The sequence below is a fragment of the Brevibacterium sp. CS2 genome (assembly GCF_005280295.1).
GTDB lineage: Bacteria > Actinomycetota > Actinomycetes > Actinomycetales > Brevibacteriaceae > Brevibacterium > Brevibacterium pityocampae.
Window position 1 is genome coordinate 1,452,719 of sequence record NZ_CP040020.1, and the last position, 17,256, is coordinate 1,469,974.

The window sequence follows — 17,256 nt, forward strand, 5'->3', positions numbered from 1 at the left end:
CCGGGTGCGCGCGGGGACGGGTCGCGCACCTCAGCGCAGTGCTCCTCCGATCGGCACCGCTCAGAACAGCATCGCCGGGACGACGAGGCCGCCGACGAGCAGGATCGGTCCGACGACGACCATCGACAGGCCGAAGCGCAGGAGCAGTTTCGTCAGCCTCTCCTTGTGTTCGGACGGCGCGGTCGCGACGACGGTCGCGCCGAGCGTGGAGAACGGGGAGACGTCGACGACGGCCGAGCAGATGCCGAGCGCGGTGATGAGCGCCCAACCCGGCAGGCTGCCGTCTGCGACGAGCGGCAGGGCGAGCGGCACGAGCGCTGCGAGGATTCCCGTCGTCGAGGCGAACGCGGACACGAGACCGCCGACCGCGCAGAGCACGAGCGCGGCGACGATCGAGGAGCCGATGGCCTTCGCGCCCTCGCCGAGCAGATCGACGGCACCCATCGTCTCGAGCACGCCGACGAACATGATGATGCCGCCGACGAGCAGCACCGTGGACCAGTCGATCTTGCCCACCGCGTTCTTGCCGGTGCCCGGGTCGACGATGGTGAGGAGCGCGGCGAAGCCGAAGCACAGCAGACCGATGTTGGGCTCGTGGCCGAAGGCGGCGATCGCGACGACGGCGGCGATGAGGCCGATCATGCAGATGACGGTGAGGACCTGGATCGGGGTGAACGGCGGCAGGGGAGCGTCCTCGTCCTCGGAGTGGGAGGAGTCGAAGAGTGCCTGGTCCTCCTCGTCCTCACCGAACTGGATGCCGGTCGTCGACGCGGAGCCGCGGCGCAGCGCGGTCTCGCGCTCGAACGGGTGGTTGGCGGGAGGCCCGGAGATCGTCGCGAGGTCCGGCATGTCGATGTGCGCGGTGGAGGCGCGGCCCCGGCGGGAGAAGAAGCCGCGGCCGAACATCGCGTAGGCGGCGAGGAGGAGCAGGAGGTAGACGAGCACGGTGATCCCGAACAGGAGCATCGGATTGAGCCCGATCCCGGCGTCATGGGCGGTGCCGTAGGTGACGATGCCGTAGAGGCTCGTCGGAGCGAAGCCGCCGGCGCCCACGCCGAAGCAGATCGCCAGGCCCATGAGCGCGTAGTCGACGTTGTAGCGGCGGGCCACCTGCATGCCCACCGGCATCATCACGAGGCCGGCGAGCGGGGCGCCCATCGCAGCGATGCCGGAGGTGAGGACGAAGAACACCACCGGGATGAGCGCGGCCTTCGACCCGACCCGGGTGAGCGCGCCGTCGATGATCCGGTCGATGGTGCCGTTCGTCTGCGCGATCGCGAAGAAGTACGTGATGCCGACGAGCAGCACCATGATCGACAGCGGGAAGCCCGCAACGACCTCGTCCGTGGCCATCTCCGTGAACAGGAGCGCGGTGCCCGCCGCGCCGGCAACCATGAGGACGCCGATGTGGACGCCGCGCACGGCGCCGATGGCGAACAGTGCGATGAAGATGATGATGGCCGCGATCTGTGCGAACACGACAGGCCTCCTGACCGGGGCTCGACGGTGAGCTGACCTCATGGACGGTACAGGATCACCGCCCGGTTCTCAGGGGGACGCGGCCGAGGGGTGGACGCGGCCGAGGGGCGGGCGGCTCGGAGACGCGGCGGGCCGATGTGGGATGATGCGCGGACACCGGTTCGGACGTTCACCGCTGAGCTCTCCGCCGGGTCCGTCACCCGTCCACCGAAGGAGTCGTGAGTGCCCTCGCCGCGCGCCGCCCAGCAGGCCAAGCTCATCACCGCCCAGCTGTTCTCCGGGGCGGGGATCGCCTCGGGCTACGCCGTCGGCGGGCTGCTCGCCGAGCAGATCACCGGGCGCACGGCGATGGCCGGGTTCGCGCAGATGAGCGTCATCCTCGGTGCCGGCCTCGTCGCCTACCCGCTCGCCGCTCTCGCCGCCCGGACCGGCCGCCGGACCGCGCTCACCCTGGGCTTCGGGATCGGCACCTTCGGCGCGCTCGTCGTGCTCCTCGGGGTCGCACTGAGCTTCCTGCCGCTCTTCATGCTCGGCATGATGATGTGCGGGTCGGCGACCGCCGCCGGTCTGCAGGCGCGCTACGCCGCCGTCGACTTCGCCGACCCCGCCGCCACCGGGCGAGCGATGTCGCTCGTCGTCTGGGCGACCACCGTCGGATCGGTGCTCGGTCCGAACTTCACCGCTCCGGGCGCCCGGCTGGGCGAGGCGCTCGGCATGAACCCGCTCGCCGGTCCCTATGTCATCTCCATGGCGGCGTTCGCGATCGCCGCGATCGCGGCCTCGACGCTCGCCCGCGGACTCACCGGGGGCATGCCGGAGCAGCCCGGCACCGAGGCCGCGGACTCGGCGCGCGACGCCTCGGCTGCGGACGGCGACGGGTCGCCCTCGGCCGGGGCAGCCCGGCCCGGCCGCCGCCTCGGCCTCGGCCTCGGGGAGGCGCTGCGCTATGCGCTCGCCCGGCCGGTGCCGCTGTTCGCGATCGTCACGATCATCACCGGGCAGATGATGATGACCAACGTCATGGTCATGACGCCGGTGCACATGGACCACCAGGGGTTCTCGCTCGGCTCGGTCGGCATCGTCGTGAGCATCCACATCGCCGGGATGTACGGACTGTCCCCGCTGTTCGGCTGGATGTCCGACCGCTGGGGGCCGGGCTCGGTGATCGGGGTGGGCACGCTCGTGTTCGCGGTGACGATCGTGCTCGGCGTCGTCGACGCGCTCGCCGCGCGCTCCTCGATGGTCCTGCTCAGCACCGCTCTCGTGCTCCTCGGGGTCGGCTGGTCGATGTACCTCATCGGGGGCTCCGCGCTCCTCACCCGCTCGGTGCCGCCGGAGGCCAAGGTCACCCTCCAGGGCGTGTCCGATTCCGCGATGAACCTCGGGGGCGCGCTCATGGCCGCGATGGCCGGGGCCGTGCTCGGGCTCGGCGGCTTCCTGTGGATCAACCTCATGGCGACCTTCGTGCTCGTCATCGCCGTGGTGTTCGCGCTGCGGGCGCTGCCGCACATGTGCCCGGCGCGCTGAGCTCGGCGGGAGCCGCCCGCTGACACCCGCGCCGACCGGCCCCTTACGCGGCCACCCGCGCCGGCCGGCCCCTATACGGACACCTGTGCCGGCCGGAGCCCACGCGGATTACAGTGGCCCCATGACGCAGAACTGGGCCCCCGAGACCGTCGTCGTCGAGACCGGTCGTCCACCGCGCGAGCACGACGCCGCGCTCAATCCGCCGATCACCCTGACCTCGACGTTCATCGGCACCGCCGGGATCGAGGACGGCGGTCGGCAGTACGGCCGCTACGGCAATCCGACGTGGGAGCCCTTCGAGGCCGCGCTCGCCGAGCTCGAGGGCTCGGCCCTGCCGGGGCTCGTGTTCGCCTCCGGGCTCGCCGCCGTCACCGCCGCGCTCGACCTCGTGGCGCCCGGCGGCACGGTGATCATGCCCCGGCACTGCTACCTCGGCGCGCTGTCCGGGGCGCAGGAGTCCGCTGCCGCCGGCCGGTTCCGGATCGTCACCGTCGACATCGAGGACACCGCCGAGGTGACCGCCGCGATCGATGCCGCCGTCGCCGGGGCGGGGGACGGGACCTCCGGAGGCGCCCGCTCCGTCCTGCTGTGGCTCGAGAGCCCGACCAACCCGATGCTCGAGGTCGCCGATCTCCCCGCGCTGCTCGCCCACGCCCGCGCCGCCGGGGCGCTCAGCGTCGTCGACAACACCTTCGCCACCCCGCTCGTGCAGAAGCCGCTCGAGCACGGTGCCGACGTCGCCCTCCACTCGGTGACGAAGTCCCTGTCCGGGCACTCCGACGTGGTGCTCGGCGCGACCGTCACCGCGGATCCGGAGCTGCGCGAGCTGCTCCACCACCACCGCTCCGTGCGCGGCGGCATCGCCGGACCCTTCGAGGTGTGGCTCGCGCTGCGCGGCCTGCGCACCCTGGCGCTGCGCGTCGAGCGCTCGCAGGCGAACGCGCTCGCGCTCGCCGAGCGGCTGAGCGAATACCCCGGGCTCGAGGTGCGCTTCCCCGGCCTCGCCACCGACCCCGGCCATGCCCGGGCGGCGGCGCAGATGACCGGCTTCGGGTCGATCCTCTGCATCGTCCTGCCCACCGCCGAGGCCGCCCGCACCGTCACGGAATCGGTGCGGCTGTGGACACCCGCGACCTCGCTCGGGGGAGTCGAGAGCCTCATCGAGCGCCGACGCCGCCATGCCGCGGAGCCGGAGTCCATCCCGGAGGGTCTGCTGCGCCTCAGCGTCGGGATCGAGCACGTCGACGATCTCTGGGCCGACCTGGAGCAGGCGCTCGACACCGCACTCAGGTGAGGGAGCGCCGCTCGGGTGAGGGAGCGCCCCTGCTCGGGCGAGCCTGCTCGGGCGCACCTCGGCTCGGGGAGCCTGCTCGGATGGGTGACTCCCTTTACCCGTCACGGCTGACTGGTTAGACTCGAGTTACTGAACGTTTGATCAGTCGCACCCGCAGAGTGCCGGACAGAGCAGTCGGCGGCGGGCCGGCATCACCCGAGGAGTCGCCGTGGACCTGGAGTTCCAACTTTCCCGCACCCACCTGCCCGTCGCCGGGATCTACCGGCACGCGCACGAGATGCCCGACCGCCCGGCGCTCGTCGCCGGTGGCACGGTGATCTCCTACGGCGAGCTGCTCCACCGCGTCCGGGCCGCCGCCGCGCGCCTCTCCGCCGCCGGGGTGGGACGTGGGGACCGGGTCGCGCTCGTCGCCGGCAACGCCGCGGAGTTCGCCGTCGTGCCCTACGCCGCGAACCTCCTCGGTGCGATCATCGTGCCGGTGAACTTCCGGCTCGCCGCCGGGGAGATCGCCTACATCCTGAGCAACTGCGAGCCGGCGGTCGTCGTCACCGATGCCGAGCGGGCCGAGGTCACGCGCACCGCACTCGCGGATGCGTCCGGTGCCGAGCCGGCCGGCGCCTCGGGTGCGGGCAGCGGGAGCACTGAGGACGGCGCCTCGGCGACGAGGGATTCCGCGCCGGTCCTCCTCGACCTGCTCGAGGTCGCCGCGCCGGACCCGGACGGCACCCTCCCGGCGCCGGATCCGGTGATCTGCGCGCTCGAGGACGACCAGGCGATCATGTACACCTCGGGCACCACCGGGCGGCCCAAGGGCGCGGTGCTGAGCTACTCGAACTTCCTCGCCACGACCATGCGCTCCTCCGCGTCCTGGCAGTACGTGCCGGGCGAGGACGCGGTGCTCGTCGCCTCCCCGATGTTCCACATCGCGGCCTTCAACGTCATGACGACGAACATCGCCAACGGTGCCACCTCGGTCATCACGCCCTCGACCGGGTTCGACGCCGGGCACCTCCTCGACGTCATGGCGGAGCACGATGTGACGCGCACCTTCATGGTCCCGGCGCAGTGGCAGCTCATCGTCGACGAGCAGCGCCGCAGTCCGCGCGCCGTCGACCTGCGGTTCTACAGCTGGGGTGCGGCGCCGGCGACCGAGTCGCTGCTGACCGCGATGGGCGAGACCTTCCCGCAGGCGAGCTCGCAGGCGGCATTCGGGCAGACGGAGACCACCGCGAGCGGGGTGTCGCTGTCGCACGAGGACTCCCTGCGCAAGCTCGGCTCCGTCGGGCTGCCGGACCGCAACTACGCGATCCGCGTCGTCGACGCCCAGATGAATGACGTGGCGCCGGGCGAGGTGGGCGAGATCGTCTACCGCGGGCCGGGCGTGATGAGCCGCTTCTGGAACAACGAGGCGGCCACGGCCGAGGCGTTCGCCGGCGGCTGGTTCCACTCCGGGGACCTCGTGCGGCAGGACGAGGAGGGGTTCCTCTACGTCGTCGACCGGGTCAAGGACATGATCATCTCCGGCGGCGAGAACATCTACTGCGCCGAGCTCGAGAACGTCATCGCCTGGCACCCCAAGGTCGCCGAGGTCGCCGTCGTCGGGCGGGCCGACGAGAAGTGGGGCGAGGTGCCGGTGGCGATGATCGTGCCGAAGTCCGATGACGCGGCCCCGACGCTCGAGGAGATCCGGGACTTCTGCGACGGCAAGCTCGCCCGCTACAAGCTGCCCAAGGACGTCGTCGTCAAGGATGCGTTCCCCCGCTCGGGCACCGGCAAGATCCAGAAGACGGTGCTCCGCGACGAGGTGTGAAGCGGGGCATCCGCCCGGGTGAGAGTGCAATTTCGGAAGGTTTCGCGCTCAGGAACCTTCGAAAATTGAGGTCTTAGTGGGGGCGGTGGGGGAGCATCGTCTGCTCGAACAGCACCGCACCGAGGTCGTCGTAGCTCGCGTCCTCCGGGTACCACTCGGGCATCCGGACGAACTCCCCGCCGTCGGTGTGGCCGAGCTCCTCGACCTGCTCGGCCCACGCCTGTGCGGCCTCGTCGAGCCGCGCCGGGACCTCGGGCACTCCGGCGTCCTCCGCGGTGCGGGTGCTGAGCTCGTCTGCGTGCTCGGCGATCGCCGACTGCACGTCCGCATCGAAGGGCCGGACCGAACCGCCGGCGGCCAGGGCCTGCTCGACCGCCATGGCCTTCGCCCCGATGACGAGCTCGGTCATCGTGCTGAACGCCGTCGCCATCGAATCGAAGATCACCTGCTGGTAGGCCAGCGGCAGCTCGGAGTAGGTCTGCCCGGCGACATAGGCGCCGGCGGCGCGTGAGAACCCGGCCTCCGTCGTGTAGCCGATGTGCGGGGCGACCTCGAAGGTGCCGGCCTCGACATTGGGGGCGAGCTGTCCGAGGTCGCAGTCGACGGTGCCGCGCTGGAGCGCCTCGTAGGTCTCGGGGAACGACAGCGAGACCGGTGAGGCGCCGAGCTCCGTGACCTGCTCGCCGGCCGCCGCGGAGCCGATCCGCATCTGCGTGCCCTGCCAGTCGCCGCGCCCGGTGAGCGGCTCGGAGCACATCGTCGAGTACCCGCCGGAGGCGAGCAGCGGGATGAGAGGGACGAGGTCCTTGTCTGCAAACTCCGCGAGCACCTCGGGCGTGTCCCACCCGGCCTGCACCCCGGCGGCGTTCGTTGTGAGGTCCCCGGCGACCGGGGAGGACGACAGCGTCGACATCGCGGTGCCGATCGCGTCGAAGGCCGGGTACTCGGTCGGGGCGTAGGACGGCAGGGTGTAGGCGAGGTCGACCCGCCCGTCGGCGAGTGCGTCGTCGATCTCCGCGTACGAGGCGATCGCCTGCCCCCACACGACGTCGACGGTGATCTTCCCGCCGGAGCGCGTCTCGATCGCCTCGGCGATGTCGGTGCCGTTGGGGCCGAGGATCGACTCCGCCGAGGTCGCGGAGGGCTGGTAGGTGATCGTCACCGGGTCGAGCTCGGCGAGTGCCGCATCCACCTCGGACTGCGCGGCGCCGAACGCGAACCCGGCGCCCGGCTCGGCGGACTCCTGGTCCGCGGTGCCTCCCGCACCGCCGGCGCACCCGGCGAGCAGACCGGTGGCGGCGAGGAGCGCGATCCCCGGTCCGGCTCCGCGGCGGGCGAGGGGCGGGGCGGCGGTGACCGGGGTGCGGCGCGTGGTTCTCCTGGGGCATTCGGCGGGCATGCATCCACCCTATTCCGCAGGTGGGCGATCCGATAGGGCCTGCGGTATGACGATCGCCACAGTCCCGTCTCCTGCTCGCCAGGGCGGTGCCGTGGTCCAGCGCGCACGACGGTGGGCCGTTCCCGGATGATGGGGTCCCTGGACGCGCGCCCGCGGACCCTCCAGGACGCACGACAGCGCCGCCGGAGGGGAGTTCCCCTGCCGGCGGCGCCGTGGTGGGTGGACGTGCGTGAACCCGATGAGCGCGTCAGGTCAGCGCACGAGTCGGGTCAGCACATGAGCCCGATCGGTGCATGAGCCCGATCAGCCCTCGGAGCCCGGACGGTGCGCGGCGAAGGCGTCGTCGTACACGGCCTGACCGACCTCGCGGAAGTCGGTCTCGGTGTCGTACCACTCGTCGAAGTCCGCGGTGGAGCCGCCGTCGGTGAAGCCGAGCTCCTCGATCTTTTCGGTCCACTGCTGCTCGGACTCCTCGACGCGCGAGGTGATGTCGTCGCCGAGGATGCCGGAGGACTGGATCTCCTCCTTCTTCGCGTCGTCGAACTCGGCGATCTCCGTCTGCAGGTCCGCGGGGAACTCGACGATCTCGCCGCCGGCCGCCTTGGCCTGCTTGATGCCCTCGGCGTTGCCGCCGATCGTCGTCATCATCTGGCCATGGTAGTAGTCGGCGTAGACGTCGAACAGGATCTGCTGGTAGGCGAGCGGGAGCTGCTCGAACTTCGAGCCGGCGAGGATCGCGCCGGGGGCGCGGGTGTAGCTCGTCGTCGTCATGTACCCGACGTGCGGGGCGACCTCGAAGATGCCGCCCTCGGCCGACGGCACGAGCTGCGCGAGCGTGCAGTCGACGGTGCCGCGCTGGAGGGCCTCGAAGGTCTCGACGTACTCGATCGACACCGGGGAGGCGCCGAGCGATGCCATGAGATCGTTCTGGGTCTTCGAGGCGATGCGGACCTGCCGGCCCTGCCAGTCGTCCTTCTCCATGCCCGGGTCGGAGCACACCGAGTAGTAGCCGCCGGAGGCGACGACCGGGGCCAGCGGGTGGAGGCCCTTCGAGGTGTACTCCTCGACGATCTCCGGGGAGTCCCAGGAGACGTCGGCGGCCACCGCGTTGGCGACCATCTCGCCGGTGAACGGCGAGGGGGAGATGCCGGCGAGCATGTCGCCGAGCGCGTTGACGGCGGGGAACTCGGTGGGCTGGTAGACCGGCAGCGTGTAGGCGAGATCGATGCGGCCGTCGGCGAGTGCGTCGTGCACCTCGCCGTAGCCGGCGATGGCCTGGCCCCAGACGACGTCGACGGTGATCTTGCCACCGGACTTCTCCTCGATGGCCTTTGCTAGCTCGGTGCCCGAGGGCGACTGGATGGACGCCTCGGACGCGGCCGAGGGCTGGTAGGTGATGGTGACCGGATCGAGCTCGGCGATGGCCGCGTCGATGTCCTCCTGCGAGGCGCCGACTTCGTAGCCGTCGCCGCTCCCGGCGCCTCCCCGCCCCCCGCCGCCCCCCGGCGCTGCCAGCACAGGCGCTGAGCCCGAGGGTGAGGGCGGATGCCGCGGACAGGACCCCGATGGTGCGGGTGCGCGTGAAGTGCGAGCGCAGTGTTCTCATGATGACTCCTTGTGTCTCTCGTATGCCTGCCCCGGTGGGGGCCTGCGGATCTGTGGGGTCCGGGCCGGCGGCTGGGTGGTGCCGGTGCTCGCTGCGGGCCGGTCTCCCGACCCGCCGGTGGCGGGGGCCGTCACCGGTCCCCGCCACCATCGTGCCCTGCTGCCGGTCAGCTCGGACGGTGGTCCATGGCGTTGCCGTTCTCGTAGGAAGCGGTTGCGTAGTCCATGAAGTCCTTGCTGTCGTCGTACCAGTCGTTGAAGTCCTTGGTCTCGCCCTCGTCGGTGTAGCCGAGCTCCTCGAACTCCTTCGTCCACTGCTCGCCGGCGTCCTGGATGATCGTCTCGATGTTCTCGTCGATCTGCCCGTTCTCGATCGCCTCATCGGTGAGCTGGGTGGAGTAGTCGCTGATCTCCTCCTGGATGTCGTCGGCGAACGGCGTCACCTCGCCACCGGCATCCTTGGCCTGCTGGACGGCCGCGGCGTTGCCGCCGATGACCGCCTCCATGCCGCCGGAGGAGGCCAGCGCGTTGCTGTCGAAGATGATCTGCTGGTAGGCCAGCGGCATGTCCGCGAAGCTCGACCCGGCGAGGTACGCACCCGGTGAACGCGAGAAGCTCGCGGTCGTGGTGTAGCCGAGGTTCGGGGCGACCTCGAAGATGCCGGCTTCGGCGGACGGCACGAGCTGGCCGAGGGTGCAGTCGACGGTGCCGCGCTGGAGCGCCTCGAAGGTCTCGACGTACTCCATCGACACCGGGGATCCGCCGAGGTGCTGGACCTGGGCCGACTGCGCGGTCGAGGCGATGCGGGTCTGCAGGCCTTGCCAGTCGTCGGCGGACTCCACCGGCTCGCTGCACACGGTGTAGTAGCCACCGGACGCCGCGAGCGGGGTGAGGGGCACGAGGCCCTTCTCCTCGTACTGCGACAGGACGTTCTCGTTGCCCCACCCGATCTCGTTGCCGACCGCGTTCGCGACGAGCTCGCCGAGGTACGGGGAAGCGGAGAGGCCGGCCATCGCGGTGCCGAGGTCGTTGACCGCGGGGAACTCGGTGGGCTGGTAGACCGGGAGGGTGTACGCGACGTCGAGGCGGCCGTCGGCGAGCGCGTCGTGCACCTCGGCGTAGCCGGCGATCGCCTGGCCCCAGGTGATCTCGACCTCGATCTGGCCGTTCGAGCGCTCCTCGACGATCTCCTTGAAAACCGTGCCGGCCGGGGCCATCACCGAGTTCTGCGAGGCGGCCGAGGGCTGGAACTTGATGGTGATCGGATCGAGACCCTCGATCGCGGAGTTGACGTCCTCCTGCGAGGCGCCGTACTCGAAGCCGCTGCCGGCGTCCCCGCCGTCACCGCCTCCGCCGCCCGAGCCGGCGCTGCCGGCGCACGAGCTCAACGCGAAGGTGAGGCCGGCGGCCATGGCGCAGATGCTCAGCGCGCGGCCCTGGAAGCGGGTCGTGGTGAGTGTTTTCACTGTGTCTCCCTTTTTCTGTCGTTCCTCGTTGAACGATTGTGGTGCGATCCGCTCCGCCGCACCGGACTGCGGTGCGGTGCGGACCGGGCCGGCGGCGGTGCCGTGATTCCGGCGGTGCGGTTCTGCGGCTACTGGGTGGCTGTGCCGCCGCTGGTCCTCTCGAGGAGGGCGGGCAGCCATTCGGTCATCTGCGGCACCGCGATCATGATGGCGAGGAACAGGATCGCGACGGGCAGGAACCAGGACAGGGACACGAACACGTCCTTGAGCGTGACGTTCTGTCCGAGGTTGACCTCCGGGCTCTTGCAGATGTTGTGGACGATGTAGGACAGCAGGCCGACCGGCGGGGTGATCATGCCGAGCTCGCCGAGGAGGACGACGAACACGCCGAACCAGAGCGGGCTGACTTCCATCGCCTCGAGCGTGGGCAGGAGGATCGGGATGGTCAGCAGCATCATCGACAGGGTGTCGAAGAACATGCCCATGACGATGTAGAGGACCACGAGGACGAGCAGGAAGCCGATCCGGTTGAGCCCGAAGCCGAGGATGAAGTCCGTCATCATCGGGGCCAGGCCGGTGATCGCGAGGAGCTTGGTGAGCATCTCCGCGCCGATGATGATGAAGAAGATCGCTGCGGTCGCGCTCACCGTGGAGAACGCGGCGTGGGTGACCTTCTGGAAGGGCTTGTCCTTGCGGGTGTACCACAGGGTGAGCAGCAGCGCGGTGAAGGCGGCGGCCGCACCGGCCTCGGTCGGGGTGAAGATGCCGGAGAACATGCCGCCGAACAGCACGGCCATGATGACCGGGAAGCCCCAGACCTCGCCGAGCGAACGGAAGCGATCGCCCCAGGTGACCTTCTCCCGCGTGCCGGTGGCATCCGGTCCGCGGCCCACGAGCTTGGGGGCGACGAGGCCGAGGATGAGGATGAAGAGCGCGAAGGTCAGCGCGATGAGGATGCCGGGGACGGCGCCGGCGACGAGCTGCGGGCCGACGGGCACGCTGGCGATGCCGGCGTAGATGACGAGGAGGATCGACGGCGGGATGAGGTTGCCGGGCAGGCCGGCGACGATCACGGTGCCGACGGCCACGCGCTTGTCGTAGCCGGCGCGCAGCATCTCCGGGATGCCGGCCCGGCCCAGGGCGTAGGTCATGCCGATCGTCGAACCGGAGACCGAGGACAGGCCCGCACCGGCGGCGGTGGTGCCGATGCCGATGCCGCCGGGCAGCCAGGAGAACCAGCGGTCGGTGGCGCGGTAGATCCGGGTCGTCATGCCCGACTGCGTGAGCAGCATGCCCATGAAGATGAACATCGGGAGCACCGAGTACGACCACTTCGAGACCCCGTGGAAGGGTGCGGTGGAGAGGATGTTGATCGTGGCCGGGATGCCCGACAGCGCGTAGACGCCGATCAGGCTCGGCACCGCCAGGGCGATCGCGACGGGGACGCTGAGGAACATCAGGACGATCATCATCGCGATGCACCACATGCCGGCGACAGCGCCGGACGGGCTGGTGAACACGCCCACGAGGCAGACCGCGACGAGGGCGAAGCCGACGATGAGCGAGACCGGCCCGGGCTTCTTGCGGCGGGAGTCCGAGGGCAGGACGCTGGGGATCGTCCCCAGATTGGTGTCAGTGGTGTGAGACATATGCAGTAATCCTGTCTGGGGGCCGCGTCAGATGACGGTTTCTTCGATGTCGTGCTCCGCATGCTCACCGGTCAGGAGGTCGATCTCCGGGTCGCCGGTGCGCAGCGTGACGATGATGTCGACGATGAACAGGATCGCGAGGACGACGAACACGAGCGGGACGAGGAAGTACACCGGCCAGGTGATGATGTCGGTGACGCCAGCGGTGGAGCCCATCTCCATGTTCTCCAGCGCCTCCTCGAAGCCGAACCACGCGAACCCGATGCTCACGAGCGCGGAGAGCGCGAAGGCGAAGACCTTGAAGAACGCAGCGGTGCCGTGGCTCATCCGCTCGATGACGAGGGAGACGGTGATGTGCTCCTTCTGCAGCTGGGCGGCCGGGATGCCGAGCAGCGCGATCATCGGCAGGTACCAGTAGGCCACGATTTCGTTCGTGCCGTAGATCGGGGAGTTGAAGAAGTAGCGGAGGAGAGCGTGCGCCACGACGTGCAGCATCATCACGATGAGCGCGATCGCGGTGAGGACGGAGAGGATCTTGTCCACGCCCTGGTTGAATTTCAACATCGGAGTCACCTTTGTCTTCGACGGTCGGCCTGTGCGGCCAATGTGAGTTACGGCACGGTGCCGACTCGCTTGGATCAACTTAACGATTGCTCATTAGAATTACAAGACGGCCGGGTCGAGAAACTGAAACCGTTATCAAGTTTCTCCCGGGCCGCGGTCTCGAGCCTGCTGCTGGGCGGGATCCGACCCTGCCGCTGGGCGGGTCCCGGCCCTGCCGCTGGGCGGGTTCCGGGGATGCCGAAGGGCCGCACCGCGTCCGCCCCCTCGCGGGGGAGCGGACGCCGTGCGGCCCCTCGTCGGATGGCGGGAAGCGCCTACTTCTTCGCGGCGTAGCGCTTCTGGATGTCCTTGCCGATGATGTACTTCATGACCTCGGACGTGCCGCCGTAGATCGTCTGGATCCGGCTGTCGCGGAAGGCGCGGCCGATCGGGTACTCGAGCATGTAGCCGTAGCCGCCGTGGAGCTGGAGGCAGCGGTTGATGACCTCGAGCTGGAGCTCCGCGCCCACGAGCTTGGCCTTCGACGCCTCGACCGCGGTGAGCTCATCGTCGTTGAGGGCGAGCGCGCAGCGGTCTACGTAGGCCTCGAACGCGTCGACGCGCGCCTCGAGCTCGGCGAGGACGAACTGCGTGTTCTGCATGTCGCCCAGGGTGCCGCCGAACATCTCGCGCTCGAACACGTACTTCGAGGTCCACTCGAGGGCCGCGCGGGCGTCGGCGAGGCCGCCGGTGGCGATCCCCATGCGCTCGTAGGGCAGGTTCGTCATGAGGTGGATGAAGCCGCGACCCTCCTCACCGAGCAGGTTCGCCTGCGGGACGCGGACATCGCTGAACGACATCTCCGAGGTGTCCTGCGCGGCGAGCCCGACCTTGTCGAGGTTGCGGCCGCGCTCGAAGCCGGGGGTGTCGCAGTCGACGATGAAGAGCGAGACGCCCTTCGACGCCGGCACATCCGGGTTCGAGCGGGCCACGACGACGACCCAGTCGCAGTTCTGGCCGTTGGTGATGAAGGTCTTCGCGCCGTTGATGACCCACTCGTCGCCGTCGCGCACCGCGCGGGTCTTGATGTTCTGCAGGTCGGAGCCGGCACCGGGCTCCGTCATCGCGATCGCGGCGATCTTCTCACCGGCGGCGAGCCCCGGCAGGTAGCGCTGCCGCTGCTCCTCGTTGGCGAAGGACTCGAAGTAGCCGGGCACGATCCCGTCGGACACGCCCCAGCCGGAGGTCGCTGAGCCGAAGCCGCGCTTGGCGACCTCCTCGCCGCGGACCATCTCGAAGCGGTAGTCCTTGATGCCCGAGCCGCCGTACTCCTCGGGCAGGGAGAAGCCGATGACGCCGGCCTCGGCGGCGGCCTTCCACATCGAGCGGTCGACGATCTTGTTCTTCTCCCACTCGTCGAAGTGGGGAGCGACCTCTTTGTCGAGGAAGGCCGCCACGGTGCGGCGGAAGTCCTCGTGGTCGGCGGTGTACAGATTGCGCTTCATCGCACTCTCCTGGTTCTCGGTCGGCTGCCGGCGGGGCTGTTCAGAGCAGCTCGAGGATGGTGGCGTTGGCCTGGCCGCCGCCCTCGCACATCGTCTGCAGGCCGTATTTGATGTCGTTGTTGACCATGGTGTGGACCATGGTCGTCATGAGACGGGCACCGGAGCCGCCGAGCGGGTGGCCCATGGCGATCGCGCCGCCGTGCGGGTTGAGCTTCTCCGGGTCCGCGCCGAGGTCCTTGAGCCAGGCGAGCGGGACCGAGGCGAAGGCCTCGTTGACCTCGAAGGTGCCGATGTCGGAGATCGACAGGCCGGACTTCGCGAGCGCCTTCTGGGTGGCCGGGATCGGGGCGGTGAGCATGATCACCGGGTCGGAGCCGGCGAGCACCGCGGTGTGGACGCGCACGAGCGGCTTGAGGCCGAGCTCCTTGGCGCGCTCCGAGCTCATGATGAGCAGGGCGGCGGTGCCGTCGGAGATCTGCGAGGCGTTGCCGGCGGTGACGACGCCGTCCTCCTTGAACACCGTGCTCAGCTTGCCGAGCTTCTCGAGGGTGCCGCCGCGGCGGATGCCCTCGTCGGCGGTGATGAGGCCGTGCTCGGTCTCGACCGGGACGATCTGGGACTCGAAGGCGCCGGAGTCGGTGGCGGCGGCGGCGCGCTCGTGGGAGAGCAGCGCGAAGCTGTCCATCGCCTCGCGGTCGAAGCCCCAGCGCTCGGCGATCATCTCCGCGCCCACGCCCTGGTTGGGCTTGGTGTTGTCGTAGCGGGCCATGAACTTCTCGCCGTAGGGGTTCTTGCCCTGCGAGGAGGAGCCCATGGGGTTGCGGGACATCGACTCGACGCCGCCGGCGACGACGATGTCGTACTGGCCGGCGATGACGCCGGCGGCGGCGAAGTGGACGGCCTGCTGGGAGGAGCCGCACTGGCGGTCGACGGTGACGCCGGTGACGGTCTCGGGGAAGCCGGCGGACAGGGCGGCGGTGCGCGCGATGTCACCGGTCTGCTCGCCGGCCTGGGTGACGCAGCCCCAGACGACGTCGTCGATGAGCTCGGGGTCGACGCCCGAGGTCCGCGCGAGATCCTCGAGGACGAGGGCGGAGAGGTCGGCGGGGTGGATGCCGGAGAGCACACCCTCGCGCTTTCCGGTCGGGGTGCGGCGGGCTGCGACGATCACTGCATCGGTCATGGGAACTCCTCTGTTCGTGTGGGATGCGGTTCTGCTCGGGTGTTCGGGGGCGGTTCGGACGGCGGCCGGGGTGCCCGAGGCGGAGCGGCGGAGGGCGCGGAGCCGGGGCCGGTCCGATCCGCGCAGGCGGTCGGCGTTGACTTATCGCGCGTTCAGCTTCACATACGAGCCAAAAACAGTCAATATGGACTGGTAAGCAATCCGACTGCGCACACACGCGTTCATTCGATGAGGAGTCAACGACATGCAGATCAAGGACCAGGTGGCATTCGTCACCGGCGGAGCCTCGGGCCTCGGGCTCGCCACCGTCAAGCGGATCATCGCCCAGGGCGGCAAGGCCGTCGTGTTCGACCTCAAGGGCGAGGAAGCCGTGGCGGAGTTCGGCGACAGCGCGATCTTCGTCGCCGGCGACGTCACGAACGAGGAGCAGGTGGCCGCGGCCATCGAGCGCACCTCCGAGCTCGGCGACCTCCGCATGGTGGTCAACTGCGCCGGGATCGGCAACGCGATCCGCGTGTCCGGCAAGAAGGGTCCGTTCCCGCTCGATGCCTTCAACAAGGTCATCCAGGTCAACCTCGTGGGCACGTTCAACGTCATCCGCCTCGCGGCCGCCCACATGCAGAAGATCGAGCCGCTCGGCGAGGAGCGCGGCGTCATCGTCAACACCGCCTCGGCCGCGGCCTTCGACGGGCAGATCGGCCAGGCGGCGTACTCCGCGTCCAAGGCGGGTGTGGCCGGCATGACCCTGCCGATCGCGCGCGACCTCGCGTCCTCGCTCATCCGCGTCGTCACCATCGCCCCGGGCATCTTCAAGACCCCGATGATGCTCGGCGCCTCGGAGGAGACGCTCAAGTCGCTCGGCCAGCAGGTGCCGCACCCCTCGCGGCTCGGCGAGCCCGACGAGTACGGTGCGCTCGCGCAGCACATCATCGAGAACCCCATGCTCAACGGCGAGACGATCCGGCTCGACGGCTCGATCCGGATGGCGCCGCGCTGAGAATCCAACAGGCTGACGGACCGGTGACGGGCGAGCGGATGCCGCAGGGCGCCTCGGGAGCGGATCCCGGGGCGCTCCGCGGCGACCCCGCCGGCGGCCAGGAGCGCGGGCGGCTGGCGCGGGAGGAGATCCTGTCCGCGGCGATCGCCTGCCTGCTCGAGGACGGGTACGCGGCGACGACGACCATGCGCGTGCAGATGCGCGCCGGGGTGTCGCGCGGCAAGCTGCTCCACCACTTCCCGTCGAAGCGGGCGCTCATCACCGCCTCGATCCGTCGGCTCGCCGCCGACCGGCTCGACACGAGCGCCGCGGACTACTCGACCGCCCCGCCGGAGACCGAGGTGCCCGCGCGCGTGCGCTGGGCGATCGGCACGATCTGGCTCACCTTCTTCCACCCGAACTTCTGGGCCGCGCTCGAGACCTGGATCGCCGCGCGCACCGACCCCGACCTCGCACGTGAGCTCGTCGACCACGAGAAGCAGGTGCTCCTGCGGGTGCGGGAGAACACGCATCGGATCTTCGGCGCCACGATCTGCGCCGACCCCGCGTTCCCCGCGATGCTCGACGTCGTGTTCACGAGCATGCGCGGGATGGCCCTGACCTACACCTTCTCCGGCCGGAATCCCGACACCGAGCCGATGATCGACACCTGGGTGCGCACCGCGCTCGCGCTCCTCGGGACCGAGGACTGAGATCGTGGTGCCGCCCGCGGATCGCCCCGCCGCTGACGCCGGGGACGGCAGCGGCTCCGGCGCGGGCACTGCCGCCGTGCGTGGTCGGGGTGCAATCGGGTCCGCGC

The 17,256-nt window shown here is 70.1% G+C and carries 13 protein-coding genes; 5 read left to right on the top strand and 8 right to left on the bottom strand.

All coding sequences use genetic code 11. From position 1 onward, the window contains the following. Positions 1–60: 60 nt before the first annotated feature. On the bottom strand, positions 61–1,479 hold the full coding sequence (locus FDF13_RS06450) for an SLC13 family permease (protein ID WP_137318949.1): 1,419 nt from the start codon (positions 1,477–1,479) through the stop codon (positions 61–63). 222 nt (positions 1,480–1,701) lie between these two features. Between FDF13_RS06450 and FDF13_RS06455 the strand changes: the two genes are divergently transcribed. From FDF13_RS06455 to FDF13_RS06465, 3 genes are all read left to right on the top strand, one after another. Next, a complete protein-coding gene (locus FDF13_RS06455) occupies positions 1,702–3,006 on the top strand; it encodes an MFS transporter (RefSeq protein WP_137318950.1) in 1,305 nt (434 codons plus the stop codon). Positions 3,007–3,127: 121 nt separating this feature from the next. Further along, complete coding sequence (locus FDF13_RS06460) at positions 3,128–4,300, top strand: PLP-dependent aspartate aminotransferase family protein (RefSeq protein ID WP_137318951.1); 1,173 nt, start codon at positions 3,128–3,130, stop codon at positions 4,298–4,300. Positions 4,301–4,508: 208 nt separating this feature from the next. Beyond that, complete coding sequence (locus FDF13_RS06465; RefSeq protein WP_217494911.1) at positions 4,509–6,110, top strand: AMP-binding protein; 1,602 nt, start codon at positions 4,509–4,511, stop codon at positions 6,108–6,110. A gap of 73 nt (positions 6,111–6,183) precedes the next feature. On the opposite strand, the gene dctP (FDF13_RS06470) is transcribed toward FDF13_RS06465, so the two are convergent. From dctP (FDF13_RS06470) to FDF13_RS06500, 7 genes are all read right to left on the bottom strand, one after another. After that, positions 6,184–7,509 carry a TRAP transporter substrate-binding protein DctP gene (gene dctP, locus FDF13_RS06470; protein WP_137318952.1) on the bottom strand — a complete coding sequence of 442 codons (1,326 nt, stop codon included), beginning with the start codon at positions 7,507–7,509 and terminating at the stop codon, positions 6,184–6,186. A gap of 303 nt (positions 7,510–7,812) precedes the next feature. Then, positions 7,813–9,027 (bottom strand): TRAP transporter substrate-binding protein DctP, encoded by a 1,215-nt coding sequence (gene dctP / locus FDF13_RS06475; RefSeq protein WP_254668936.1) that lies wholly within the window; start codon positions 9,025–9,027, stop codon positions 7,813–7,815. A 254-nt stretch (positions 9,028–9,281) separates the two neighbouring features. Beyond that, on the bottom strand, positions 9,282–10,580 hold the full coding sequence (locus tag FDF13_RS06480) for a C4-dicarboxylate ABC transporter substrate-binding protein (RefSeq protein ID WP_254668937.1): 1,299 nt from the start codon (positions 10,578–10,580) through the stop codon (positions 9,282–9,284). A gap of 128 nt (positions 10,581–10,708) precedes the next feature. Further along, entirely contained in the window at positions 10,709–12,229 is a 1,521-nt protein-coding gene (locus FDF13_RS06485) for a TRAP transporter large permease (RefSeq protein ID WP_137318953.1), read from the bottom strand. Positions 12,230–12,256: 27 nt separating this feature from the next. Next, the gene (locus FDF13_RS06490) at positions 12,257–12,793 is read right to left on the bottom strand and encodes a TRAP transporter small permease (RefSeq protein ID WP_137318954.1); all 537 of its coding nucleotides are present in this window, start codon (positions 12,791–12,793) and stop codon (positions 12,257–12,259) included. A gap of 314 nt (positions 12,794–13,107) precedes the next feature. Beyond that, the gene (locus FDF13_RS06495; RefSeq protein WP_137318955.1) at positions 13,108–14,277 is read right to left on the bottom strand and encodes an acyl-CoA dehydrogenase family protein; all 1,170 of its coding nucleotides are present in this window, start codon (positions 14,275–14,277) and stop codon (positions 13,108–13,110) included. 40 nt (positions 14,278–14,317) lie between these two features. Next, complete coding sequence (locus FDF13_RS06500; RefSeq protein ID WP_137318956.1) at positions 14,318–15,460, bottom strand: thiolase family protein; 1,143 nt, start codon at positions 15,458–15,460, stop codon at positions 14,318–14,320. Positions 15,461–15,704: 244 nt separating this feature from the next. Between FDF13_RS06500 and FDF13_RS06505 the strand changes: the two genes are divergently transcribed. Together FDF13_RS06505 and FDF13_RS06510 are read left to right on the top strand one after the other, a co-directional pair. Further along, positions 15,705–16,457 carry a 3-hydroxyacyl-CoA dehydrogenase gene (locus tag FDF13_RS06505; RefSeq protein ID WP_137318957.1) on the top strand — a complete coding sequence of 251 codons (753 nt, stop codon included), beginning with the start codon at positions 15,705–15,707 and terminating at the stop codon, positions 16,455–16,457. 23 nt (positions 16,458–16,480) lie between these two features. After that, positions 16,481–17,149, top strand: a complete 669-nt coding sequence (locus tag FDF13_RS06510; protein ID WP_137318958.1) for a TetR/AcrR family transcriptional regulator — start codon at positions 16,481–16,483, stop codon at positions 17,147–17,149. Positions 17,150–17,256: the final 107 nt, after the last annotated feature.